Genomic DNA, 25,528 nt, shown 5'->3' with positions numbered 1-25,528 from the left:
GACTTTTGTCATAATAAAGAGAATAAATCTCTTAAACAAAAGTCATTAGCAATTCTTACTTTTAATGAAAAGCGGTTATTACAATTCTAGGTATCACACGTTACATCATCCCAATCGGCTTCGCCATAATTTATCAGCCAGTTTAAAGCATAGTGCCGTTCGTACACCACTCCCGGATGAATCGCAGTCATCTCTTCTCCGTTTAACCTCGCATCCACACACGCCCAGTCTAATCTGTAATACAAATCGTTTAATCTCAATATTTCTGATTTGCTTTTGGTTTCAAAAACAGAATTAATAAAATCATTCGGATCTCGATCCGGAGCTACAGGGTATTCCTCTGCCGGAATGTCATTTAAACTGCATAGTTTATCGGGAAATCCTAAATCCTCAATCTTATTTAATGCGAACATCAAAGTCCAAATACATTCACATTTCCATGATTCATTACTTTTTTTCTGTTCCGTCGGATTCGCTAAAAAGTCTTTTTCATTTGGGGTAACAAAATCCCATAAATTATAATGCTGAAGATATTCGATCGCTTCTCCATTCGAGATAGTATCAAAAGCCACCAAATTAGTGATAGCCAAAACACAAACACGTACTGCTACTTCTTTTGGGGTTCTGAGAACAACATCTTGCTCCGGCTCTATATAAGGCAGATAATTATTTATTTTGATATCCTTTTCCCGCAGAATTTTTTCGCTGTTTGTTTTCAATTCCTTCTGAAATTCAGTTATTTCTACAAGTTCTTTGTCATAATAAATGCTGTTAATTTTTACTTCTAAACCTTCAATTTCACAATTTCCATTAATATCCAGGATTAGATTTAAATTTTCATCCAGAAAATGCTGTTCATTAGATTGACTGATTATTGTTTTGGGCTGTACAAATAATACAGCTTCAAAATCTTTGGCTAACTTTTGAAGCAATTCTTTTAAACTCTTAGTCTGCCCTTTTTGCTGAGTAATTGAAAACTCTGAATTCAAGGTCTGAATTTTATGAAGAAATAACGATTTTACTTTTTCGTTATTGGAGTCTAAAGAATCTACATATCCATATAAACCTCTAAGATTTCCGGTTAGAGGAGAATCATCAGTTTCAGGCAGCTGATAAGATGGTTCTTTTCTTTCTCTGTATTGAACTATTAGCTTGCTTCCGGAACTAAAGAAACCATCTTTAGTTTCAATTGAAGCAATTTGAGATCCATCCTGACTGGTACTTGTAATAGTAGCTTTGGGATAACTGCTCCTGAGTACCTCAACTATTTTATCAAAACCAATTTGATGAGAATAAAGTGTACAAATCATAATTTTTATCTTAGTTTTAAGTTATTATATTTATTTATTTTTTAAAAGGAAGAGTCATCTGCTTCTTAATTTTAAACCAAAAAAACAAAAACAATTCTTACAAAAATAAAAGAATTTCATTCAAATATAGAGAGAAATTATTTTTGTAAACATTATTTCTAAAAAACAGAATATGTCTATATTTGCAGAAACAAAAGCAACACACATGAAATATAAAAGAATTCTTCTAAAACTAAGCGGTGAAGCGTTAATGGGAGACTTACAATACGGAATTGACCCTAAAAGATTAGCCGAATATGCCGAAGAAATTAAGCAAATTCACAGTAAGGGAGTAGAAATTGCTATTGTTATTGGAGGTGGAAATATTTTTAGAGGAGTTGCAGGAGCAAGTGCCGGTATGGATAGAGTACAAGGTGATTATATGGGAATGCTGGCAACTGTTATTAACGGAATGGCTTTACAGGGTGCACTTGAAGACAAAGGAATGAAAACCCGTCTGCAGACTGCCTTAAAAATGGAGTCTATCGCAGAACCTTACATCAAAAGAAGAGCCGACCGTCATCTTGAAAAAGGAAGAATCGTAATTTTTGGTGCCGGAACCGGAAACCCATATTTTACTACCGATACAGCAGCTGTTTTAAGAGGAATAGAAATTAATGCTGATGTTATTCTAAAAGGAACCCGTGTTGATGGTGTTTATGATTGTGATCCTGAAAAAAATGCTTCGGCAGTAAAATTTGATTTTATTTCGTTTGAGGATGTCCTTAAAAAAGGATTAAACGTAATGGACACAACTGCGTTTACTTTGAGCCAGGAAAATAAACTACCAATCGTTGTTTTTGATATGAACAAAATTGGAAACTTATTAAAAATCTGCGAGGGCGAAAACATCGGAACTGTAGTTAATATTTAAAACATCGGAGATTGTTAGACGTTCAATGATTTAGACTTTTGAGGTCTCTAATTTTGAATAACAATTTTAAAAATAAATTATATTAGTTAGCATAAGGTGATTTACTTTAGTTTAAAAATTAAATCATCGAAAATCTAAAAATCTAAAAAAATGAGTGAAGAAATTGATTTTATATTAGAAAGTACTGAAGAATCAATGAATGGTTCTATTGCACATTTAGAAAAAGAGTTTCTTAATATCCGTGCAGGAAAAGCTTCTCCAGCTATGTTAGGAAGTGTTTTTGTAGAATATTACGGATCAGCAACACCTCTTTCTCAAGTGTCAAAAATCAGTGTTCCTGATGCAAGAACAATCACACTGCAGCCTTTTGAAAAAAATATGCTGCAAGTTATCGAAAAAGCAATTATGGTTGCCAATATTGGTTTCAATCCGATGAATAATGGGGATGTAATAATAATCAGCGTTCCGCCTTTGACAGAAGATCGCCGTAGAGAATTGGCAAAACAGGCAAAAGCTGAAGCCGAAGATGCTAAGATTGGTGTACGTAATGTTCGTAAAGATGCCAACACCGACATTAAAAAATTAGAAAAAGAAGGAACTTCTGAAGATATTTGCAAATCTGCAGAAGAAGAAGTTCAGAACTTAACGAATGCTTACATCAAAAAAATTGATGAATTATTGGCCGCAAAAGAAGCCGAAATCATGAAAGTGTAACTTATTTGTCACAAAATTAAGAATCCGTTTGGTTAAAATTATACCAGACGGATTTTTTTATTCTTATTTTTGCATACCAAAAATACATTCTTATCGTTTTGAATCCATATTACACTATATGAAGCTATTCTGTTTTTTAACTTTGTTTTTTACGCTGACTCTACATGCGCAATTTCAAATAAACGGAATTGTAAACGACTCTAAAAACAAACCTCTTCCGTTTGCTACTATCACTACTTCAGACAATAACAATACGATTACGGATGTTGATGGAAAATTTATACTTTCTTCTAAAGTAAAAATTACTTCTTTTACTGTTTCGTATATTGGTTATCAAACGAAAGCAATCACCGTTTCAGACAATAAAAAGTTTTATCCAATCTCGCTTAAGCAAAGAACAGACAATCTCAAAGAAGTTATTATTTCGAATGAGAATCCTGCATTAGCAATTTTAAGAAAGGTTATTAGCAATAAAAACAATAATAACCCGCAAAAAAAATTAAATAGTTTTGAGTATAAAACATATAGCAAACTGATTGTAACAGCAAATCCTGACTCAATCAAAGGCAGAATTGACTCTTCTGCGGCTTATAAAGATTTAAAGAAAAAAAGAATTAATGTTGACTCTTCTGACTATAAATTTAAAGAACTTATAAGCAAACAGCATTTGTTTCAAACAGAAAAACTATCACAATATCAATTCGGAAACAAAAAACTCAAAGAAACCATTCTGGGTACAAAGATGGCAGGTTTTAAGCAGCCTGTTTACGAAATTATTGCTTTCAATTTACAGTCAATTTCTATTTATGATCCTAAATATGAACTCTTTGAAACCAAATACAATAATCCTATTTCTAATGATGCTTTAAAAGATTACAATTATAAATTATTAGACACTGTTGCTATTCAGGGCCGAAACACCTTTATGGTCCATTTTAAGAACAAGAAAAAAAGAAGAGCATCCGGCTTAGAAGGTGTTTTATATATTGATCAGGAAAATTATGCCATTGCCAAAGCAGTCATGCGTATAAAAGGGGTTCTCGACATTAGCGGAGTCCATGAATTTGAATATGTGCCCGAAGAAAAAATCTGGTTCCCGGGCAATACTACTTTTAAAATTGTAAAAGGGAAAAATGACGATGATATTAAAATTTTAGGCGGCACTATCCAGTTTGACGGAGATATAGAAGAAGGTTTTGAAATTAGAGAAAAAAGTGCTTCCGATTTTACTTATTTACTTTCTGAAAGCAATAATTTCGACATCCACTACAATACAACTACCCCAATAAATAACCCATCGCTTTATATCGAAATTGAAGATGATGCCAGCAAAAAAACAGAAGATTTCTGGAACCAATACCGAAAAGAAAGTCTTGATTTGAAAGGTCAGAAAACCTATTTATTACTAGACAGCCTGTCTGTTCGTAACAGAATCGAAAAACGCTTAGGAATAGGCAGGAAAATCATTAATGGTTTTTATCCAATAGGACCGGCAGATCTTGATTTGAAAAAAATCATCAGCTATAATAACTATGAAGGTTTCAGACTTGGACTTGGAGGCATTACAAACGAACGTTTTTCTAAATATTTCAGGATTGAAGGCTATGGTGCCTATGGTACAAAAGATGGAAACTTTAAATACAATTTGGGCTTTGGAGTTTTATTGGACAAAAACACTAATACCTGGCTAAACGGATCTTATACTGATGATGTCAGGGAAATTGCGAGCACTCTTTTTGCCGTCGACAAACGTGTTTTTAAAATTTATGATCCACGCCCTATTAACATTAGTACTTTCTACCATTATATTAGCTGGAAAACTAATCTTCAAACTAAAATTATTCCAAAAACAGAAGCTGTTTTAGAAATATCAAGAAATCAAATCGAACCTAAATTTGATTATCTTTTTAATTTAAACGGAAAATTATATTCAAGCTATGTGATGACCACAACAATGCTTTCGATAGTTTGGGCACCGTTTAGTGATTTTATGCAGACACCAACAGGCAGAAACGAAACTGAAAAGCGATTTCCAAGATTTACGTTTCAATATACACAGTCTTTGCCAAATGTTTTAGATAATGATTTTACATTCAGTAAAATAGATTTTAAAACTGAATATGAAAAAAAATATCTGAACGGTCAGAAAACCAGCTTTTTATTGCAGGGAGGCTTTGCTACAGGCGATGTACCTATAACCCATTTGTACAACACTATGCCAAACAATCTTAATAAAGAAACGATTATTCAGCGTATTACTTTTTCCGGAAGAAACAGTTTTGAAACCATGTATTTTAATGAGTTTTTCTCTAATCAGTATGCCTTTTTTCAAGTCAAACACGGTTTCAACCGAATTAAAATAATGAAAAAAGTCCGTCCCTCATTGGTGTTAGTAACCCGAATGGCCTGGGGACACATGCAAAATCCTGAGCAGCATATTGGCCCAGCTTATAAAACCCTGGAAAAAGGATTCTTTGAATCCGGGATTGAGTTAAACAAAATTTACAAAGGTTTTGGTTTAGGCGGTTTTTACCGATACGGACCAAATCAATTACCAAAATTCGAGGATAACATTGCCGTTAAAATTTCTTATGTTATCGATTTGGGATTGTAAATTAAATTCCAATCTTTTTAAATCCCAAATTCCACCCAAAAGAAGTTCCACTTGATAAAACAATAAAGCGTGGTAAAACATTTGCATAAAATGAAATCCCAAACCCCAATCATAAAATTGGAATTTGGGATTTTTATATTGGAATTAAAAAAACCTTATGGTTTCAAAATTAAAACTGATGGCGTATTATTCAGCCAGATACTTTGAGATTCAATCAGTTTTTTCCAGCTGTCTAAACTTATAATCATTAAATTTTGAGTTTCTAAAAACTCTTTTTTTATGGTTCTGTCGTGCATAATCATAATGTGGTTTGGTGCAATCTGTTCAATCGAACGAATACTTTCCTGCATGTCCCGGGTACTTTTTACTTCGCCACTAGCATCGAGAACTGTAATTTGCGAACCGTTATTATTAATTAATTTCTTTGCATAATCAATCAAAAAAGAATCTTCTTTACTAAAAACAGGCATAAAAATGCGGTCTACTTCTTCCAGATCTTTGTCAATAAAAATTCCAACCGGCATTTTAGTTTTGGCAATAATATGGCGTGTTCTTTCATCAAAGGGAGAGTTTTCAAACAGACCTTCTTTTCCGGTAAACTTATCGATCAAACGATCCGGATTTACAATTCTCGATGTAAACCCTAATATTTTACCAAGCAGAGTTCCTTCAAAAATAGATTGCCCTAACCCTACCAACAACAAATCATATTCTCCCTGATTTGCAGTGTCTATAATTTCGGTATCAATATCATTTGTTACTTTAAAAACGCTTACCATATTCTGGTTCAAACGCTCAGATTCTTCGATAACCGGAAACAGCATTTTACGTTCATGGTCTTTGACATCAAAAGAGTGAATTTCGGTACTTAAAGACAAGTGCATTGCCGTTACAATCGAGTTATCCGATTGTTTTTTCACCAAACTATTGGCGATTTGCAAAAGTTTTTTCCCTCTTTCCGGAGTTGCAAACGAAAGGAGAATTTTGTACTTGCTTTTGTTTCCAATTTCCTGAGGTACTATTGTTGGTTTATCCTTAAAAATATAACCAATAAAATCTAAGGCCGGGCCAGTCATAAAAGTAGTAACCAAAGCCATAATAACCATCATCGTAAAAATCTCCGTTGATAAAACTCCCAGGTCATAACCAATATTTAAAACGACCAATTCCATTAATCCACGTGTATTCATTAAGGCTCCAATAGCCAAACTGTCTTTCCAGTTTTGTCCAACGAATTTTGCTGCAAAAGCACTTCCAAAGAATTTTCCAACAACTGCAACTGCAATAATTACAGCCGTGACTTTCCATAAATAGGGATCGTTAAGCAAACCAATCTGTGTACGTAAACCAGTAAACACAAAGAATAAAGGCAATAAAACGATGATAGAAACGTCTTCGACTTTTTCAATAAAAATATTTCTGAATTTATTGTTTTCCGGCATAATGGCTCCGGCTAAAAATGCTCCAAACAAAGCATGAATCCCAATTAATTCTGATGCGTATGAAGAAAACAAAAGTGTTATGAAGAAAATAGCAACTACAGGTTTGTTCAGACTTTCGCGGGTCGAATTTAAATCGCCTACTCGTTTCAGGAATGGTCTCACTACCTTAAGCATGACAATCACATACAAAATAGCCAGTCCTATAACATATAAAGCACTTGTAAAGGAACCCGCTTTTACAATTGCAATTACAACTGCCAGAATACACCAGGCCGTAATATCATCGGCAGCGGCACAGGTTATGGCAATGGTTCCGAGTTTTGTTTTTTGCATGCCCCGTTCCTGAACAATTCTGGCCAGAACGGGAAAGGCCGTGATACTCATCGCAATACCCATAAACAAACCAAAAGAAGCAAATTCTACGCCTTCAGGCGCAAAAGTACCGTAAATGAAATAAGCTAAACTTAGTCCTAAAGCAAACGGAATGACAATACTGGCGTGACTGATTACCACAGACTCATGTGCTTTATTTTTTAGCACTTTCAAATCCAGCTCCATTCCGATTACGAACATGAAAAGTATTAAACCAATCTGACTTAAGAATTGCAGATTTCCTAAAGATTCTTTTGGAAACAAAGCTGCTGAAAATTCCGGAAAATACATTCCGACCAAAGAGGGTCCTAAAACAATTCCGGCAATCATTTCTCCTATTACTGATGGCTGCCCAATTTTTCTGAAAATCCAGCCAAATAACCGTGCTGCTAAAATAATAGTTACAATTTGAGCCAGTAAAATTGCCAGAGGATGCTGCAGGTTCTCAATCATTGAATTTAAAAAGTCATTCCAATGATTGCTTTCGATTTTTTTATGAATGATTCCACGGCCTGCTTCAAGTGAAGCACCTTTTGAAATTACCCAATATATCAGAGCAGTAAAACCACCAATAACAGTAACGTAGAATAAAGAATTTTTAATATTATTCATAACCCGTATTTTAAATTATGGGGCAAATATCAGTACTGCAAAGGTTGTGAAAAAGTAAATTTACAGCTAATTTTCAATTTATGTAACAAGTCCGAAAAACTTTGTAATAAGTTAGATTTTGACCTTTTTCAAAAAGTCAGAACGATACGTTTCACTCAGAATTAATGTACTGTTTTTGTCATTCTTTTCTAAATGATGCAACACAATCTCGTTATGATTAAAAAATTTTATTGCTTTTACCGCTACAATTTCTTTTTTATTAATTCGACAAAAATCAGTTTCCGGCAATTCTTTTAAAAGTGTATCAAATTTTACGTTTTTTAAATTCAAAAAACTTCCATCTGTCAAAATAACTGTTTTGTCACGACTGTCGCTGATAGCTGTTTTAATGTACTGAATCTGATTAAAATACAACAAAGTTTTTCCCTTGTCGGTATTCAGCTGAATGAATTTTTTAGCTGTTTCGGGTTTATTGAATCGCTCAAAAGCTTTTGAAATTGCTTTTTGCAATCGCTCCAGTTTTACCGGTTTTGTAATATAATCTACGGCATCAATATTAAAAGCTTCGGCCGCATAATCTTTGTATGCTGTGCAAAAAATCACTAATTTATTCTGAATCATTTCTGCCAGATGCAAACCGTCAATTCCGGGCATTTCGATGTCTGATATTAATAAATCAAAATCGAGATCCGAAATTTCGGCAAGCAGTTTTTCCGGATTATTAAATGTTTTTACGATTTCAATTTCGGGAATTTGTTCGCAAAGCATTTTCAGGTACGTTAATCCTGGTAACTCATCGTCCAGTAGCAAGCATTTCAGTTTTGTATTCAAGTAAATCTATTTTTAAATGTGCAATATAAATATCGTTTTCTGTAAACCTTTCGAGTTTGAAGTTGTTTTTGTAGATGATTCTTAAACGGTGTTCCAAAGTTGTATTTCCTAAACCGCCTCGTTCTTTTTTCAGTACTTTTTTATCCGATATTTTATTCGAAACCGTCATAAAAAAAGCATTGTCTCTAAACTCAAAAACTACCGAAATAAAAGCATCGGCACTCTGCAGATCAGCATGTTTAAAAGCATTTTCGATTAAATCTATTGAAATTAGCGGTGCTAATAAAGGCTGATCGTATAATTTATCTTCTTTGTTGATATTCGTTTTGATCTTTAGCTCAAAAAGCGGGCTGATTTTAATTTTGTTGATTTCGATTAGATTCAATGCAAAATCAATCTCTTCTTTCGCCGTGACAAATTTCTTTTTGCTTTCGTATAAAATATAATCCAGAACATTCGCCAGTTTATCCAAAGCAAAATAAGTCTGATATGCATGCGACTGAATAGAATTTAAAATATTCTTAAACAAATGCGGATTCAGTTTGGACTCCAAAGTCTCCAATTGCAGGTCATTCACTTTTCTTTCCAGCGCATAAAAACTTTCTTCAGCATCTTCTTTTGCTTTTTTAGACTGCATTAATTGATACACCATGAAACCAATGATGACAATCAGCAATAAAATAATCGCTAAAAAAATAAATGTGATGGTGTTGTTTTCCTCCATGTTGTTTATTACTTATTTATATTCTGATTAGTCTGTATAAATTTTTTAATGACTGGAAACAAACTTCAACCCAATAATTGAAGCAATCAATGTTGAAAGAAAAAATATTCTCCAGAAAGTTGCCGGTTCTTTAAAAATCAAAATTCCAACTAAAACGGTTCCAACAGCACCAATTCCTGTCCAGACAGCATAAGCAGTACCTATTGGCAAAACCTGTGTGGCTTTATAAAGCAAAAGCATACTTATTGAAAGGCAAACAAAAAAACCAACCATCCAATAGGTTGAAATAATCCCTGTCGTTTCTTTGGCTTTGCCTAAACAAGAGGCAAAACCCACTTCAAAAAGTCCGGCAATGATTAATAAAATCCAATTCATTTTTATTCTTTTTAAAATTGAATACAAAGATGAGAAAAGCTATTATACAAATGACAGAAAACAATGAATATCGTAAAAAAACATACTGTTAATTAATGTTAACAAATCGCAAAAACAAAGCTCTTTATTAATCATTTATAGCACTTTTCATTACATTTGCATCCATTTTACAAATTTTATGAAAAACACTATACAAGTTGGATTCTGGGAAAAATTAGCCCGAATCATACTTAAAAATAGAATTATTATATTGGTTTTTGTTATTGCAGTTACAATTTTCCTCGCTTTTCAATGGAGAAACCTATCGATGACTTATACCGAAGCCAATTTGCTTCCAAAAGATCACATTGCAAACAAAGAGTATCAAAAATTTCTGGATAAATTTGGTGAAGAAGGAAACCTGATTGTAATTGGGTTTCAGGATAAAGAATTCTTTACGCCAAAAAATTACGCGGCCTGGAACGAATTGATGACAGGTTTAAAAAAATCTAAAGAAGTGGATTTGGTGGTTTCTCTAAATGATTTAAAAAAGTTAGAGAAAGACACGGTGAATGAAAAATTCGTTCTTAATCCCTTTATTGATCAAAGTAAAACAGTTGATCCGGAATATTTAAAAACGGTTCAGCACGATTTGTTTAATAATTTACCTTTTTACGAAGGATTGCTTTTTAACAAACAAAGCGGAAGCGTCCGTTCGGCCATTTACATGAATAAAGCGCTGGTTAATACCGCCGAAAGAAAGACTTTTATTTTGGAAAACCTGGTTCCAAAAATCGATAAATTCGAAAAAACTACCGGAATCGATTTGCGTGTTTCCGGAATGCCATACATCAGAACGATCAATGCTGATAACATGAAAGGCGAAATCGGGCTTTTTATTGGTGCGGCGTTGCTAACCGTTTCGCTGATTTTCTTTTTCTTTTTCCGTTCGTTTAGAGCAACGCTTATTTCAATCTGTATTTTGATTGTAGGTGTAATCTGGTCGTTTGGAACGCTTGGATTATTTCATTATAAAATTACAGTTTTAACGGCAATCATTCCACCCTTAATTATTGTAATCGGAATCACGAATTGCATTTTCCTGATCAATAAATACCAGCAGGAAATTAAACTGCATAACAATCAGGCAAAGGCTTTACAGCGTATTATTTCGAAAATTGGAGTTTCGACCTTAATGACGAATTTAACTACGGCGATTGGTTTTGCTACGTTTATGATTACCGGAAATGATTTGCTTTTTGAATTTGGTCTGGTAACTTCGATTAACGTGATTTCTGTCTATTTATTGACGCTTTTAATTGTACCGATTGTGTACAGTTTCATGCCTGTTCCGGGAGAAAAACATTTATATCATTTAACGAAAACCTACATTTCGACTTTATTGGATTTTGTAGAAAATGTGGTCAGAAACAAACGAAAAGTAATTTATACGATTTACGGCTTGCTTTTGGTCTTCAGTGTTATTGGAGTTGCTCAAATGAAGGTTTCTGGGAGTTTAATTGGTGAAATGCCAAAAAGCGCTTCTTTTTTTAAAGATATTTTATTCTACGAAAAAGAGTTCAACGGTGTCATGCCGCTTGAAATCATGATTGACACCAAAAAGAAAAAAGGTGTCATGAAGGCTTCAACTATTCGTAAAATGGATGAACTGCAAAATACAATTGCAGAAATGCCTGAATTGGCAAAACCTGTTTCGATTGTGAATTTGGTTAAATATTCAAAGCAGGCTTTCTATAACGGAAATCCTGAATATTATCAATTACCAACTTCGCAGGAACAGACCTTTATTTTGGGTTATGCTAAAAATGCGACTAAAAACAGCAAAGACAATTTAATGAAAGCCTATGTTGATTCGACAGGACAATATGCCAGAATCACGACTTTCATGAAAGATATTGGTACGGATGAAATGGCGAAAGTCGAGAAAAAATTACATTCAAAAATTGATGAGATTTTCCCAAAAGACCGTTACGAAGTTACTGTTACCGGAAAAGCCTTGGTTTTCCAAAAAGGAACATCATATCTGGTTGACAACTTAATTGAATCGCTGATTTTTGCGATTTTAGTGATTGCTATTTTGATGTTGTATTTGTTCCGATCGTTCAAAATGGTTTTTGCATCGGTAATTACGAATGTTTTACCGCTTTGCATTACATCCGGATTAATGGGTTATTTTGGAATTCCGCTTAAGCCTTCAACGATTTTAGTATTCAGTATTGCATTTGGAATTTCGGTTGATAATGCGATTCAATTTATGGCGAAGTACAAACATGATTTAATTCAAAGCAACGGGAAAGTAAAAAAATCTGTTTTCAGTGCCTTGAGAGAAACCGGAATTAGTACTTTTTATACTTCTGTAGTTTTAATTTTAGGATTTGCTACTTTCACGCTTTCCAGTTTTAGCGGTACAATAGCGCTTGGTGCATTGATTTCCTGCACACTGGCGTTTGCGATGTTTGCCAATTTATTGGTTTTACCGGCTTTGGTTTTGACTTTTGAGAAGAAGAAAGCTAAGAAAGAGGATTTGGAAGGATTTGAAGGAAACACGAATTTCACGAATTAGCACGGATTATAAGTTAATGTCATTTACATGATAAAAAAAACAATATTATCATTCTGCATTTTATTTTCTATCCTTTCGTATGGGCAAGAAAACATATTGAGCGACGAACAATTAAACTTAAGTGGAGCCAGCAAAGTAGAATTTGCAGATGGAGATGATGAAATTCGAAAATTAGCTAAATCTGATATAGAAAATCACACACCCTTTTTACTTTTAAGAGGAGGAATGAATCAACTTATTTCGCCATCAGACCAAGAATTTGAAAGAAAATTTAAGATATACTTTTTCAATTATGGCTGCATAGCTCCAAGTGAAGCCGTTGAAAGTATTTATAATCAAGTAGTCTTCGAATTTCTATATTTAAAATATGGAAAAAAATGGATGAAAGAAATAAGAAAAGATATTTCCGGATTTAAGAAATTTAAGAAGGCCATACAAAAATGAAAAATAATTGATTCTTTTGAAAACGAGTCCCTAGCCCCCGATAGAAGCGACATCCTTTTCAGGCAATCGGGAATATCTTGTTTATCGTAAATGATCTGCCTAAAAAGATATAGCGGATAGCGGGAAACAGCTTCTAATTTTAATAATTATCGTTTATATTTGCAGTTATTACGCAACAAATAATTTAATTTCAACATTATATATAAAAATGAGACACACAAAAGTTAAAGACTTATTAAACAGTACGACGACGCTTCAGGAGGTTAATGCAAAAGGATGGGTGAGAACTTTTAGAAATAATCAGTTTATTGCGCTAAATGACGGTTCTACCATTAATAATATACAATGTGTTGTTGATTTTGAAAATACACCGGAAGAAACTTTAAAAAGAATCACGACCGGAGCTGCGGTTTCTGTTTTTGGAACTTTGGTTGAAAGTAAAGGTGCGGGTCAGAAATACGAAATTCAGGTTAACAAACTTGAAATTTTAGGAGATTCTGATGCGGAGAAATTCCCGATGCAGCCTAAAAAACACTCTTTAGAATTTTTACGTGAAAATGCTCACTTGCGCGTACGTACAAATGCTTTTGGTGCGATTATGCGTGTGCGTTCTGTATTGTCATTTGCAGTTCACAAATATTTTCAGGATAAAGGTTTTGTTTATGTAAACACACCAATCATTACCGGAGCTGATGCGGAAGGTGCCGGAGAAATGTTTCAGGTAACTTCATTGCCTTTGGATAATCTTCCAAAAAATGAAGAAGGAAACATTGATTTCAAAAAAGATTTCTTCGGAAAACATACTAACTTAACGGTTTCGGGACAATTAGAAGGAGAAACTTTTGCAATGGCTTTGGGTCAGATTTATACTTTTGGACCCACTTTTAGAGCAGAAAATTCAAATACTTCCCGTCACTTGGCAGAATTTTGGATGATCGAGCCGGAAGTTGCTTTCAACGATTTGGATGACAACATGGATTTGGCTGAAGATTTTATTCAGTACGTAATTAAATATGCTTTAGACAATTGTGGAGACGATTTGAAATTCTTAGAAGGAAGACTTCTTGAAGAAGAAAAATCAAAACCACAGGCAGACAGAAGCGAAATGGCTTTGTTGGAGAAATTGAACTTCGTTTTGGAGAATAACTTCAAACGTGTTTCGTACACGGAAGCAATTGATATTTTAAGAGATTCAACTCCAAATAAAAAGAAGAAATTCCAATATTTAATCAACGAATGGGGCGCTGATTTACAGTCAGAACACGAGCGTTATTTAGTAGAAAAACACTTTAAATGTCCGGTAATTTTATTTGATTACCCGGCAAACATTAAAGCGTTTTACATGCGTTTGAACGACAACACCGAACCAGGAAGAGAAACGGTTCGTGCAATGGACATCCTTTTCCCTGGAATTGGAGAAATCGTCGGAGGTTCTGAAAGAGAAGAGCGTTACGATGTTTTGGTTGAAAAAATGAAAGCCTTAGAAATCGACGAAGAAGAATTATACTGGTACTTAGACACCAGAAGATTTGGTTCCGCAACACACGCAGGTTTCGGTTTAGGATTTGAACGTCTGGTATTGTTTGTAACTGGAATGACAAACATTAGAGACGTAATTCCTTTCCCTAGAACTCCTGGAAGCGCGGAATTTTAAGAAATAAATTTAATCGGTTAATCGTTCATTCGGTTAACCGATTTTCACGAATTGACAAATTGACAATTAAACAAATAAACGATTAAACATAATAATGCTAAAGCAATTTTTAAATTTAAAATTATCCCAAAAATTATCTCCACAGCAAATTCAGCTGATGAAGTTAATTCAATTGCCTACGCAAGCTTTTGAACAACGTTTATTGGAAGAAATGAACGAAAATCCGGCTTTAGAGGCAGGACAGGAAGATGAATATGAAGCCGATGAATTTGCCAATGAAGACTACGACGATTATGATGATGCGGAATCTGACAGAATCGAAGCGGAAGACATTAACATTGACGAATACTTAAGTGACGACGATACGCCTGATTACAAGACTCAGGTTAATAATTATGGAGACGAAGAAGAACGTGAAACACCTTTTGCTTCGCCAATAAGTTTTCATCAGGATTTGATCAATCAGCTGAATACTTTTATTTTGAATGATGAAGAGCGCGAAATCGCTGAATTCCTCGTTGGAAGTATTGACGATATGGGTTACATTCGCAGAAGCATTCCGGATATTGTAGACGATATGGCTTTTACTCAGGGAATTTACACTGATGAAACAATGGTCGAAAAAATGCTGCATGTTATTCACGAATTAGAACCTTCGGGGGTTGGAGCACGTGATTTACAAGAATGTTTATTGCTTCAGTTAAAACATAAAACACCAACAGAATATGTTGATTTGGCGATTGATATTATAGAGAATCAGTTTGATGCTTTTACGAAGAAACATTACGACAAATTATTACAGAAATACAGCGTTTCTAACGAACAGCTTAAAAAAGCAATTCACGAAATCGAAAGACTGAATCCTAAACCGGGCGGTTCATTTACAGGGAATAATAAAGTTACAGAAAATGTAGTTCCGGATTTTGCGATCAGAATTGTTGATGGCGAACTGGAACTAACTTTAAACGGACGAAATGCTCCTTCCCTGCACGTTTCTAAGGATTATCAGGAAATGATGCAGACGTATAAAGATTCTCGTGATAAATCGACGGCACAGAAAGATGCGGTTCAGTTTATCAAACAAAAACTGGATTCGGCTAAATGGTTTATCGATGCGATCAGACAGCGTCAGGAAACACTCTTTGTGACCATGAATGCGATTATGCATTATCAGGAAGAATTTTTTCTGGACGGCGACGAAACCAAACTAAAACCCATGATCTTAAAAGACATTGCCGATATGGTTGGTTTGGATATTTCAACGATTTCGCGTGTAGCCAACAGCAAATATGTCGAAACACCATACGGGACAAAACTAATTAAGGAATTTTTCTCTGAGGCAATGAAAAATGATCAGGGAGAAGATGTTTCCACTTTAGAAATCAAAAAAATTCTTAAAAATACCATTGAAGAAGAAGATAAAAAGAAACCGCTTCCAGACGATCAACTGGCTGAAATCTTAAAAGAAAAAGGGTATCCAATTGCAAGAAGAACTATTGCAAAATACCGGGAACAGCTTGATATTCCGGTTGCCCGAATGAGAAAGAAGATTTAATTTTTTATAAAATAGAAAACCCGACAGAATTTAAATTTGTGTCGGGTTTTTATTTAGATTAAAAGCTTATTTATACTGATCCGGAAATATCTTCACATCAAACAAAAATGCTTTATTTTTATCACTGTAACTATACGCCAAAGTATAATCATTATCCCTGAAAACCTGAAATCCCGTATTTTCTTTTGCTGTACTGATCAGACTTTTTTCAATTTCCTTTTTTATTATATCTACTTCAGCCGTTTCTTTTACAACATTCAACAAAGTCAAATTGTACTTAACAATCCTTTCTTCATGTAAACTTACGCTATCTAAACGAATTCCTTCCTGAATAGTCAACGGGCAATTTTTATTGTACTTTTCTACCAATTGGGTTGCTTCAATATTTATCTCTTCAGTATTTTCAGCAATAAAAAAATAAAAATAACCCGCTATGCCCATTGCAATTACAAGGATTGCTAAAAATAAAATATTCTGTTTTCTCATGTTAGTAGTGTTAAGGCATAAAACATTAGGGCTTCATTATTTCTCCTGACTTTTTTTCATTGCATTAAAGTATGCTGCACGGCTCAAGGGTTCGTATTCTTCTGTTTCACCCAACATTACCAATTTATCATTATCGGTTTTACGGAAGCTGTAATTGGCAAGGTTTCCGGTTCTGGTACAAACTGCGTGAACTTTGGTTACATACTCTGCAGTTGCCATAAGTCCGGGCATTGGTCCGAAAGGGTTTCCTTTAAAATCCATATCCAGACCGGCAACAATCACACGAATTCCCTGATTCGCAAGATCGTTACAAACTGTAATAATTTCATCATCAAAAAACTGAGCCTCATCAATACCGATAACATCGCAGCCCTGAGCTAATATTGCAATATTAGCAGCAGCCGGAACTGGAGTTGAGCGAATTTCATTGGAATCATGAGATACTACCATTTCATCATGATAGCGGGTATCAATAGCAGGTTTGAAGATTTCTACTTTTTGTTTGGCAAATTGAGCACGTTTTAATCTGCGGATTAACTCCTCGGTCTTACCCGAAAACATTGATCCACAAATAACTTCAATCCAACCAAATTGTTCTTTGTGATTTACTGTATTTTCGAGAAACATTTTGTATTTTTCTACCTTTAAAAATGAATAGTTTTTATTACTTTGTACTGGTAATAAATCGATGTGAAAATTGTTGTTTTACACTTTTTCAAAAATAGAGAATTTTTATCAAACTGAAGATTCGCTCACGTTTATTAACAGAAAATAAATATCAGGCGAATTTCTTTCGCGAATTAAAAAGACATTCAAAATATACTAAAATACCCTATTCACTATAATTTCAACAGTTATGAAAAAAAAATTGGAAGCCGATTTAATCAGCATTGCACATCGAATTTTAAAACTTAAAAACAAATCCGATATCAATCAATTATATCTTGAAACACAGAAATTATACGAAAAATTAGCGGTTTTAAAATTTGTCGAAGAGAATTTCGACGATTTAAAACCAACTATCGGTTATAGTGAAATAGAATCTCAAGTTGAAACTGTTTTTGAAAAAGAAGAAAATCTTCCGGCTGAAATAAAGGCTGAAGAAACACTTCCGACTGCCGTTGAAGAAACTGTAATTGAAGCCGAAACTATTCCTGAACCTGAAATCATTGAAAAAACACCGGCAGAAATAGTTGCTGAAGTTCCGGAAGTAATGACTAAAAAACAAGAAATCATAATTGATGTACCTGTAGAAGTAGTCGAGGAAATTGCTGAAAAAATTGAAGAACCGATTTTTGAAACCAAAAAGGAAACAGAACCTGCAGAAGGACTTTCGTTTAAAACTGTAAACGATTTAAAACCAATTCCAGATTTTAAACCTGCTTTTGAATTAGAAAAAGAAGAAATAATAGCAGAAGAACCAAAAGCAGCAACTCCTGAAAAATCAGATGCTGTTTCGATTTCGTTTGAAGATATTCTGGGTGTTAATTATGCCGATGCACAATTTGTCAAGGTAGATGATTTTAAAAATGTCGCTCCTGCACCTACAGCATCAATAAATGAATTTCAAGAGAAGCAAGCACCTGTTCAGGCTACAATTGCAGAACCAGTAAAACCTAAAACTGTTCCGTTAAACGAAAAACTGGCTAAAGGTTTTCATATTGATCTAAATGATCGCATCGCCTTTACCAAAAATCTTTTCGGAAATAATACCGAAGATTACAGCCGTGTTTTGAATCAGTTATTGACATTCGACAGTTTTAGTGAAGCAAAAGAATTTATCGAAACCATGGTAAAACCTGATTACAGCGACTGGCAGGGAAAAGAAGATTATGAAGAACGTTTTCTTGGAATTATTGAGAAGAAATTTTCATAACCCTTTTCGTTTCACATTTTACATTTCACAAATAAACTATGTCTAAATTATATATCGTTCCAACACCAATTGGCAATCTTGAAGACATGACTTTCAGAGCCATTCGCATTTTGAAAGAAGTCGATCTGATTTTGGCCGAAGACACCAGAACGAGCGGTAAACTCCTGAAGCATTTTGAAATTGGCACGCACATGCACAGCCATCATATGCACAACGAACACAAAACAACCGAAAATCTAATCGCCCGTCTGAAAGCAGGTGAAACCATCGCCTTAATTTCAGATGCCGGAACTCCGGCCATTTCAGATCCCGGATTTTTACTGACCCGCGCCTGCGTTGAAAATAAAATTGAAGTAGAATGTCTTCCTGGAGCAACAGCTTTTGTTCCCGCTTTAGTAAACAGCGGACTTCCAAACGACAAATTTGTTTTTGAAGGTTTTCTGCCTGATAAAAAAGGGCGTCAAACCCGTTTTTTGGCTTTAGCCGAAGAAACCAGAACGATGATTTTGTACGTTTCGCCACATAAATTAGTCAAAACTTTAGCCGAATTTATTCAATATTTTGGAGAAGACAGACAAGTTTGCGTCTCGCGTGAATTATCAAAATTGCATGAAGAAAATGTACGAGGAACTGCTAAAGAAGTTTTAGCGCATTTTGAAAAAACAGCTCCAAGAGGAGAAATTGTTGTGGTGGTTGCCGGAAAAACAATAATCAAAGAACCTAAGAAAAGTAAATTTTCTAAGGATGATGAAGAATAAAAAATTATTTCAACCATAGATTTAACAGATTAGAAATCCTTGAAATCATTTAATCAGTTGCAAACAAACTAAAGCAGTAAACAAATCCCAATCATGAGCATCCAAGCCTTTTTAGAAAAAGTAAAACAAACACCCACACAAATCACATTTCCTGAAACTATTGCAGTAATTGAAGAGAACTATAACTTTACTCCAACCGCTTTTCAAAACGGAACACAACATAACGCAGCCGGTGAAAATTCAGGTTCCTGCAAATTGTTTTCTTTTGCAAAATTGCAAAAGTTAAGCAAAGAAGAAACTTTAGCATGCTTCGGCGCTTTTTATTTTGAAGAAGTTTTAGGTGATCCAAACGGAACAAACCATCAAAACATTAGAAATTTCATCAATTTAGGCTGGGATGGAATCCAGTTTGAAGGAGATGCTTTGACTTTGAAATCTTAACTATTTTGGCCACAGATAAAACGAATTTTCACTACTACTGAGAAAATAAGTTACTTCTTAACCTTTATGGTTAAATAATTTCCAAATCAACAAATGAAAAACTATTTCCGCTAAATAATCCTTTATCAGATAACTTTAAATCGGGAATAACCAGTAAAGCCATAAACGAAAGCGTCATAAAAGGCGCTTTCAGATTGCTTCCTAATTCTTTTGCCATTGCATCAATTTCCTGGTATAATTTTCCTGTTTCCCAACCATTTTTGTCACTCATAATTCCGGCAACAGGCAACGGTAGCATTTTGCTTTCAGAACCATTTACGGCACAAACTCCACCGGTATTTTTAATAATCAGATTAACAGCATTACAAATTTCTTCGTCAGAAGTTCCCAATACAACAATATTATGACAATCGTGTGCTACAGAACTGGCGATAGCGCCTTTTTTCAGACCAAAATTCTTAATGAAGGCAATAGCAGGCTTGGTATCCTGATAACGATTCACAACAGCCATTTTCAGAATATCATTTTCGGTATCTGAAACGATTTTTCCATCAACGATTAAGGATTGATGGTGAATTTCATTGGTAATTAATTGTCCTTCCAAAGCTTCAATTACTCTGATTTTTGAACCCGAACCCGAAACTTTAAAATCGCTTATTTCTTTAGAAGTGATATTGAAATTATTGGGCGTTTCAAATGGAGTATGTTTTATGAAAGACTCACCATCTTCGGCAACTAATTCGCCATTGATGTAAGTTTGTTTCACTTTGAAATCAACTAAATCTTCGACTACGATAAAATCTGCAGCATCGTTTACTTTCAACAAACCTACATCCATTTTATAATGATTCACAGGATTCACACAAGCTGCCTGTAAGACTTTAAAAATGTCAATTCCTTTCGCAACTGCACGTGCGCAAAGCGAATTAATATGGTTTATGATTAAATCATCAGGATGTTTATCGTCTGAACAAAACATCATGTTTTCGAAATATTTTGGAAGTAAATCGATGAGTGCTTCGAAATTTTTGGCAGCACTTCCTTCCCGAATAATAACCTTCATTCCCAGAGATAATTTTTCTTCGGCTTCTTCAAAAGTAAAGCATTCGTGGTCGGTAGAAATCCCGGCTGAAATATATTTTTGAACCGCTTCACCTCTTAATCCCGGCGCATGACCATCAACGGGTTTGTTGAAATGTTTCGCCCATTGAATTTTCTTTAAAACTTCTTCTTCATTTAATAAAACACCCGGATAATTCATCATTTCTGCCAAATAATAAATGTCGGGAGAAGCCAATAATTCCTTAATCCCATCTGAATCTATGATAGCGCCAGCACTTTCGAAAGAAGTAGCAGGAACACAAGACGGTGCACCAAAATGAAATTTCAACGGTACTTTTTTGCTGTTTTCAATCATATAATAAACGCCTGCCGTTCCTAAAACATTTGCGATTTCGTGTGGGTCAGAAATGGTGGCAACTGTTCCGTGAAGTACGGCTATTTTTGCAAACTCGGAAGGAACGAGCATCGAACTTTCGATATGAATATGGGCGTCAATAAATCCAGGCATAATGTAATTTTTCACATTGTGGTTTTTCTCCATTATCGAAATGATTTTTTTGTTTTCGACAGTGATTTCCCCAGCATAAATACGTCGGTTCCGGATATCAATAATTTGCCCCTGAATTTTCATTTTGTTTGTTTTAAAAATGATATAATCAAAAGTAATAACAAATTTTCGTTTTTTCTTTTCTCAAATGACCTTAATATAGCTTATTAAGACAGATAACCATATAAGATCACTTAAGGTGTTTATATTTGATTAAAATTTGCATTGAAGAAGATTAAAATGATTCGCTATTTTAAACTAAATTTGTTCTCTCACATAAAACCCTAATTCTTAATTTTCAATTCATAATTATTTATGCGCTGGACCATCAAATCAAAACCTTCAGAAGCAAAGGTAAAACATCTTGCAGCCGCTTTAAATGTAGAAGATTTTGTAGCAACACTTTTGATTCAGCGTGGAATTGAAACTTTTGAAGACGCTAAAAATTTCTTTCGTCCTTCATTAGAACATCTCCACGATCCGTTTCTGATGAAAGATATGGACAAAGCGGTTGCCCGAATAGAATCAGCAATTGAAAATCAGGAAAATATTTTGGTATTTGGTGATTATGATGTAGATGGTACAACGGCCGTTTCTTTGGTTTCTTCTTATCTAAAATCGCATTATCCAAATATTGCCACTTACATTCCTGATCGTTATGATGAAGGGTACGGAATTTCGTTTAAAGGAATTGACTTTGCAGAAGACAACGGATTTTCACTGATTATCGCTTTAGACTGTGGAATAAAATCAATCGATCATATCGCCTACGCGAAAGAAAAAAACATCGATTTTATCATTTGTGATCACCACAGACCCGGAGAATTTCTACCGGATGCAGTTGCAATTTTAGATCCAAAAAGAGAAGACTGCTCTTATCCTTACGATGAATTGTGCGGCTGCGGCGTTGGTTTTAAATTGATTCAGGCTTTAGGACAGAATCGAAATGAAACCATTGAAGATCTGGTTTCGTATCTTGATTTAGTTGCTACCGCAATTGCTGCAGATATTGTCCCTATTACGGGAGAAAACAGAGTTTTGGCTTATTTCGGATTGCAGGTGATCAATAGCGATCCGAGACCGGGAATTAAAGCTTTGGTGCATCAGATAAAAAAGAAAACTTTAGACATTACCGATGTTGTTTTTATCATTTCTCCCAGAATAAATGCCGCAGGAAGAATTAAGCACGGCAATCATGCGGTTGAATTGCTAACCGAATTCAATTTTGAGCAGGCACAGCAATTTGCTTCTGAAATCGAACAATACAATTCGGATCGAAAAGATTTAGACAAAAAAATCACGAAAGAAGCGTTTCAGCAAATTATAGAAAATCAGGAAGAAGAACGATTTTCAACTGTTGTTTTTCAGGAAGACTGGCACAAAGGCGTAATCGGAATTGTAGCTTCAAGGTTAATTGAAACGTATTATCGTCCGACTTTAGTTTTTACCAAAAGTGGCGATAAATATGCAGCCTCTGCCCGATCTGTAAAAGGTTTTGATGTTTACAATGCCTTAGATGCCTGTGCGGAACATCTGGAGCAATTTGGAGGCCACATGTACGCAGCAGGAATGACTTTGAAAGCAGAAAATTATGTGGCTTTCAAAACCGCTTTTGAGAAATGTGTAGAAGAAACTATTCTGCCTGAAATGAGAACTCCGGAAATTGAAATTGATGCCGAAATCAATTTTTCGGATATTACGCCCAAACTAATTCGGATTTTAAAACAATTCGAACCTTTTGGTCCGCAAAATATGACCCCGGTTTTTATAACCCAAAACGTAAAAGATACTGGTTATGCTAAAACTCTGGGTGCAGATGATGAACATTTGAGACTTTTTGTAAAACAGAATAATTCAGACGGAATTGCCGCAATAGGTTTTGGACTTGGAAAAAAAATAGAAATCACAAAAAATCAAAATACTTTTCAGTTAGCCTATTCGCTGGCTGAAAATGAGTGGAATGATACTGTTTCAACTCAGCTTATGCTTAAAGATATTAGAACAAATGAAGAATAAAGAGAAGAAAAACGACCCGTATCAGGCGTTACGTTATAGAGAATTTAATGTTTTTTTATTATTGCGTTTTGCCATGGTTTTTGCCTGGTCCATGCAGTTTATTGTGATTGAATGGGAAGTATACAGTTTAACTAAGAATCCACTTTCGTTAGGACTTATTGGATTGATGGAAGTTATACCCGCCGTTTCGATGGCATTATTTGCCGGACACATGGTCGACCAGCGTGAGAAAAAAGGATTATTGGTAAAATGTATCCTCGGATTCTCTGTGATTAGCTTCGGGCTCTTTTTACTAACCTGGCCAAAAGTTGTAGACGGATTCTCATCAGATACAATTTTATATTCTATTTATGCCCTGGTTTTTTTAGGAGGACTGGTTCGTGCTTTTCTTGGACCAACAATTTTCTCTCTCTTGTCATTAATCGTACCTAAAAAAGCATATCCAAATGCTGCTACCTGGAGCAGTTCTGTCTGGCAGATCGGAGCAGTTTTAGGACCGGCTGTAGCGGGTTTTTCAATTAATTTCATTGGAGTTCACTGGTCTATGTGTACAGTTGTTGGATTTTCTGTTTTCTCTTTAATTGCTTTATCACAAATAGAGAAAAAACCGATTTTAAATCCAAAAATTGGTGAACCGTTAATGGAGAGCCTGAAAGAAGGAATCAAATTTGTGTTTAACAATAAAACCATCCTTGGTGTACTTTCATTAGATATGGTTGCGGTTCTGTTTGGTGGTGCAGTTGCTTTATTACCTGTTTTTGCTCAGGATATTTTAAAAGTAGGACCAGAAGGATTTGGAGTATTAAGGGCAGCTCCGGCTATTGGTGCTTTTATTACCATGTTAATTTCTGCCTATGTTCCTTTGTATAAGAAAGCCGGAATGAAACTTTTAATCGCCATTTTTGTTTTCGGATTGTGTATAATTTTATTCGGAATCTCTACTATTTTCTGGCTTTCAGTCGCAGCCTTATTTTTGAGCGGAGTTGCTGATGGAATTTCAGTAGTAATTCGCCAGACTATTCTGCAGCTTAAAACTCCCGATCACATGCGTGGGCGTGTAGCGGCCGTAAACTCAATGTTTGTTGGTTCATCAAATGAGTTAGGTGCCTTTGAAAGCGGTTTGACAGCTAAATTAATGACACCCGTGATTTCTGTAATTTTTGGAGGAAGTATGACATTATTAACCGTTTTAGGCTTCGGAGCGGCTTCACCAACCTTTAGAAATTTAGATCTTCAAAAAGATATGGAAGATCATCAGAATATGGAATAATGAAATCATTACTAACAGCATTATTTTTAGCAATATCTCTTTTCGCAAAGGGACAAAATCTTTATATTAAGACATACGGAAATCAAACAAACAAAGCAGTAATTTTTATACATGGAGGTCCAGGAGGCAATGCAACTTTGTTTGAAGCAACAACAGCACAAAAACTGGCAGATACTGGTTTTTATGTAATTATTTATGACAGAAGAGGCGAAGGAAGATCTGCAGATCCAAATGCAAAGTTTACTTACGATGAAGCATTTCAGGATTTAAATTCAATTTATAAAAAATATCATTTAAAAAAGGCTATTTTATTAAGTCATAGTTTTGGTGGTTTGGTAGCGACGCTTTACACTAATAAATACCCACAGCATGTTAGTGCTTTGGTTCTTGCCGGTGGTTTATTTTCGCAGCAGGAAACGTATAACCATATTTTAAATACACTTCAAAAAAAATACAGTAATGATGCTGAACAACTGAAGAGAATAAGTTATGTTGAAAATTTAGACAAAAAGTCTGCAGCATATCGAAAAGGATGTTTTGAACTTGCAGGAGAAAACAATTTTTTCAAAATGCCAAAACCTACGGATTATTCTAAAAATTTATACACTGAATATGAAACAGGAGAATTTTTCAAAACAAACATCCGAAATAAAAATGCAACATTGCTTTTTTATCAAAACGAAAAACAAAACAATATTGACAGCCGGCCTTTTTTGAAAAAAATCAAAACTAACCGTATTCCTGTTTTTGGAATTTACGGAAAAGATGACGGCATTTTTTCATTGGTACAAATTACTTCGCTTAAAAATATAACCGGTAGCAATCATTTTGCTTTTATTGAAAATTGTTCTCACTATTTATTTGTAGATCAACAAGATGAATTTATAAATCAAGTAAAAAAATGGTTCCATTAGCTTTAATATTTTGCGAATGATATTAAAATTTTTAT

The 25,528-nt window shown here is 34.5% G+C and carries 21 protein-coding genes; 13 read left to right on the top strand and 8 right to left on the bottom strand.

What is annotated here, in order from left to right:
• Positions 1-86: 86 nt before the first annotated feature.
• Positions 87-1,310, bottom strand: coding sequence for a DUF4272 domain-containing protein (locus tag FLACHUCJ7_RS08540; protein WP_180908599.1), 1,224 nt, complete (start codon positions 1,308-1,310; stop codon positions 87-89).
• Positions 1,311-1,515: 205 nt separating this feature from the next.
• Here FLACHUCJ7_RS08540 and pyrH point away from each other — a divergent pair, with 205 nt between their 5' ends.
• The 3 genes from pyrH to FLACHUCJ7_RS08525 all read left to right on the top strand — a co-directional run bounded on the left by pyrH (position 1,516) and on the right by FLACHUCJ7_RS08525 (position 5,551).
• Complete coding sequence (pyrH, locus tag FLACHUCJ7_RS08535; RefSeq protein ID WP_180908658.1) at positions 1,516-2,223, top strand: UMP kinase; 708 nt, start codon at positions 1,516-1,518, stop codon at positions 2,221-2,223.
• Between the two features lie 150 nt (positions 2,224-2,373).
• Entirely contained in the window at positions 2,374-2,937 is a 564-nt protein-coding gene (gene frr / locus FLACHUCJ7_RS08530) for a ribosome recycling factor (protein WP_078229180.1), read from the top strand.
• 118 nt (positions 2,938-3,055) lie between these two features.
• Positions 3,056-5,551 carry a DUF5686 family protein gene (locus tag FLACHUCJ7_RS08525; RefSeq protein WP_180908598.1) on the top strand — a complete coding sequence of 832 codons (2,496 nt, stop codon included), beginning with the start codon at positions 3,056-3,058 and terminating at the stop codon, positions 5,549-5,551.
• Positions 5,552-5,706: 155 nt separating this feature from the next.
• Here the strand turns inward: FLACHUCJ7_RS08525 and FLACHUCJ7_RS08520 are convergent, their stop codons facing one another.
• The 4 genes from FLACHUCJ7_RS08520 to FLACHUCJ7_RS08505 form a co-directional block, all read right to left on the bottom strand.
• Positions 5,707-7,977, bottom strand: coding sequence for a cation:proton antiporter (locus tag FLACHUCJ7_RS08520; protein WP_180908597.1), 2,271 nt, complete (start codon positions 7,975-7,977; stop codon positions 5,707-5,709).
• 111 nt (positions 7,978-8,088) lie between these two features.
• Complete coding sequence (locus FLACHUCJ7_RS08515) at positions 8,089-8,808, bottom strand: LytR/AlgR family response regulator transcription factor (RefSeq protein WP_180908596.1); 720 nt, start codon at positions 8,806-8,808, stop codon at positions 8,089-8,091.
• On the bottom strand, positions 8,771-9,532 hold the full coding sequence (locus FLACHUCJ7_RS08510) for a sensor histidine kinase (RefSeq protein ID WP_180908595.1): 762 nt from the start codon (positions 9,530-9,532) through the stop codon (positions 8,771-8,773). Before FLACHUCJ7_RS08510 ends, FLACHUCJ7_RS08515 begins: the two co-directional genes overlap by 38 nt.
• Positions 9,533-9,577: 45 nt before the next feature.
• On the bottom strand, positions 9,578-9,907 hold the full coding sequence (locus tag FLACHUCJ7_RS08505) for a DMT family transporter (protein WP_078229175.1): 330 nt from the start codon (positions 9,905-9,907) through the stop codon (positions 9,578-9,580).
• A gap of 178 nt (positions 9,908-10,085) precedes the next feature.
• On the opposite strand from FLACHUCJ7_RS08505, the gene FLACHUCJ7_RS08500 reads away from it, so the two are divergent.
• The 4 genes from FLACHUCJ7_RS08500 to rpoN all read left to right on the top strand — a co-directional run bounded on the left by FLACHUCJ7_RS08500 (position 10,086) and on the right by rpoN (position 16,123).
• Complete coding sequence (locus FLACHUCJ7_RS08500) at positions 10,086-12,470, top strand: efflux RND transporter permease subunit (RefSeq protein WP_180908594.1); 2,385 nt, start codon at positions 10,086-10,088, stop codon at positions 12,468-12,470.
• A 27-nt stretch (positions 12,471-12,497) separates the two neighbouring features.
• Complete coding sequence (locus FLACHUCJ7_RS08495; RefSeq protein ID WP_078229173.1) at positions 12,498-12,914, top strand: FEKKY domain-containing protein; 417 nt, start codon at positions 12,498-12,500, stop codon at positions 12,912-12,914.
• 208 nt (positions 12,915-13,122) lie between these two features.
• Positions 13,123-14,568 (top strand): asparagine--tRNA ligase, encoded by a 1,446-nt coding sequence (gene asnS / locus FLACHUCJ7_RS08490; RefSeq protein ID WP_180908593.1) that lies wholly within the window; start codon positions 13,123-13,125, stop codon positions 14,566-14,568.
• A gap of 94 nt (positions 14,569-14,662) precedes the next feature.
• Positions 14,663-16,123 carry an RNA polymerase factor sigma-54 gene (gene rpoN / locus FLACHUCJ7_RS08485; protein ID WP_180908592.1) on the top strand — a complete coding sequence of 487 codons (1,461 nt, stop codon included), beginning with the start codon at positions 14,663-14,665 and terminating at the stop codon, positions 16,121-16,123.
• A gap of 66 nt (positions 16,124-16,189) precedes the next feature.
• Here rpoN and FLACHUCJ7_RS08480 read toward each other — a convergent pair whose 3' ends face one another.
• Positions 16,190-16,609: a hypothetical protein gene (locus FLACHUCJ7_RS08480; protein WP_180908591.1), complete on the bottom strand. Its 420-nt coding sequence runs from the start codon at positions 16,607-16,609 to the stop codon at positions 16,190-16,192.
• 36 nt (positions 16,610-16,645) lie between these two features.
• The gene (locus tag FLACHUCJ7_RS08475) at positions 16,646-17,236 is read right to left on the bottom strand and encodes a thymidine kinase (protein ID WP_031455200.1); all 591 of its coding nucleotides are present in this window, start codon (positions 17,234-17,236) and stop codon (positions 16,646-16,648) included.
• A gap of 229 nt (positions 17,237-17,465) precedes the next feature.
• Here FLACHUCJ7_RS08475 and FLACHUCJ7_RS08470 point away from each other — a divergent pair, with 229 nt between their 5' ends.
• The 3 genes from FLACHUCJ7_RS08470 (at position 17,466) to FLACHUCJ7_RS08460 (ending at position 19,684) form a co-directional block, all read left to right on the top strand.
• A complete protein-coding gene (locus tag FLACHUCJ7_RS08470; protein ID WP_180908590.1) occupies positions 17,466-18,485 on the top strand; it encodes a hypothetical protein in 1,020 nt (339 codons plus the stop codon).
• A 38-nt stretch (positions 18,486-18,523) separates the two neighbouring features.
• Positions 18,524-19,243 (top strand): 16S rRNA (cytidine(1402)-2'-O)-methyltransferase, encoded by a 720-nt coding sequence (gene rsmI / locus FLACHUCJ7_RS08465; protein WP_180908589.1) that lies wholly within the window; start codon positions 18,524-18,526, stop codon positions 19,241-19,243.
• A 93-nt stretch (positions 19,244-19,336) separates the two neighbouring features.
• Complete coding sequence (locus tag FLACHUCJ7_RS08460; RefSeq protein WP_180908588.1) at positions 19,337-19,684, top strand: HopJ type III effector protein; 348 nt, start codon at positions 19,337-19,339, stop codon at positions 19,682-19,684.
• Between the two features lie 70 nt (positions 19,685-19,754).
• On the opposite strand, the gene ade is transcribed toward FLACHUCJ7_RS08460, so the two are convergent.
• Complete coding sequence (gene ade, locus FLACHUCJ7_RS08455; RefSeq protein ID WP_180908587.1) at positions 19,755-21,377, bottom strand: adenine deaminase; 1,623 nt, start codon at positions 21,375-21,377, stop codon at positions 19,755-19,757.
• A 231-nt stretch (positions 21,378-21,608) separates the two neighbouring features.
• Between ade and recJ the strand changes: the two genes are divergently transcribed.
• From recJ to FLACHUCJ7_RS08440, 3 genes are read left to right on the top strand one after another with little or no spacing between them, the layout of a single operon-like run.
• Positions 21,609-23,309, top strand: a complete 1,701-nt coding sequence (recJ, locus tag FLACHUCJ7_RS08450; protein ID WP_180908586.1) for a single-stranded-DNA-specific exonuclease RecJ — start codon at positions 21,609-21,611, stop codon at positions 23,307-23,309.
• Positions 23,299-24,579: an MFS transporter gene (locus FLACHUCJ7_RS08445; RefSeq protein ID WP_180908585.1), complete on the top strand. Its 1,281-nt coding sequence runs from the start codon at positions 23,299-23,301 to the stop codon at positions 24,577-24,579. The genes recJ and FLACHUCJ7_RS08445 overlap by 11 nt, the downstream gene beginning before the upstream one ends.
• The gene (locus FLACHUCJ7_RS08440) at positions 24,579-25,493 is read left to right on the top strand and encodes an alpha/beta fold hydrolase (RefSeq protein WP_180908584.1); all 915 of its coding nucleotides are present in this window, start codon (positions 24,579-24,581) and stop codon (positions 25,491-25,493) included. Before FLACHUCJ7_RS08445 ends, FLACHUCJ7_RS08440 begins: the two co-directional genes overlap by 1 nt.
• Positions 25,494-25,528: the final 35 nt, after the last annotated feature.

This window comes from Flavobacterium salmonis (genome assembly GCF_903819435.1).
In the GTDB taxonomy this organism is placed as follows: domain Bacteria; phylum Bacteroidota; class Bacteroidia; order Flavobacteriales; family Flavobacteriaceae; genus Flavobacterium; species Flavobacterium chungangense.
Note: the sequence above shows the minus strand (reverse complement) of the source record. Positions and strands in the feature narration are given on the sequence as shown.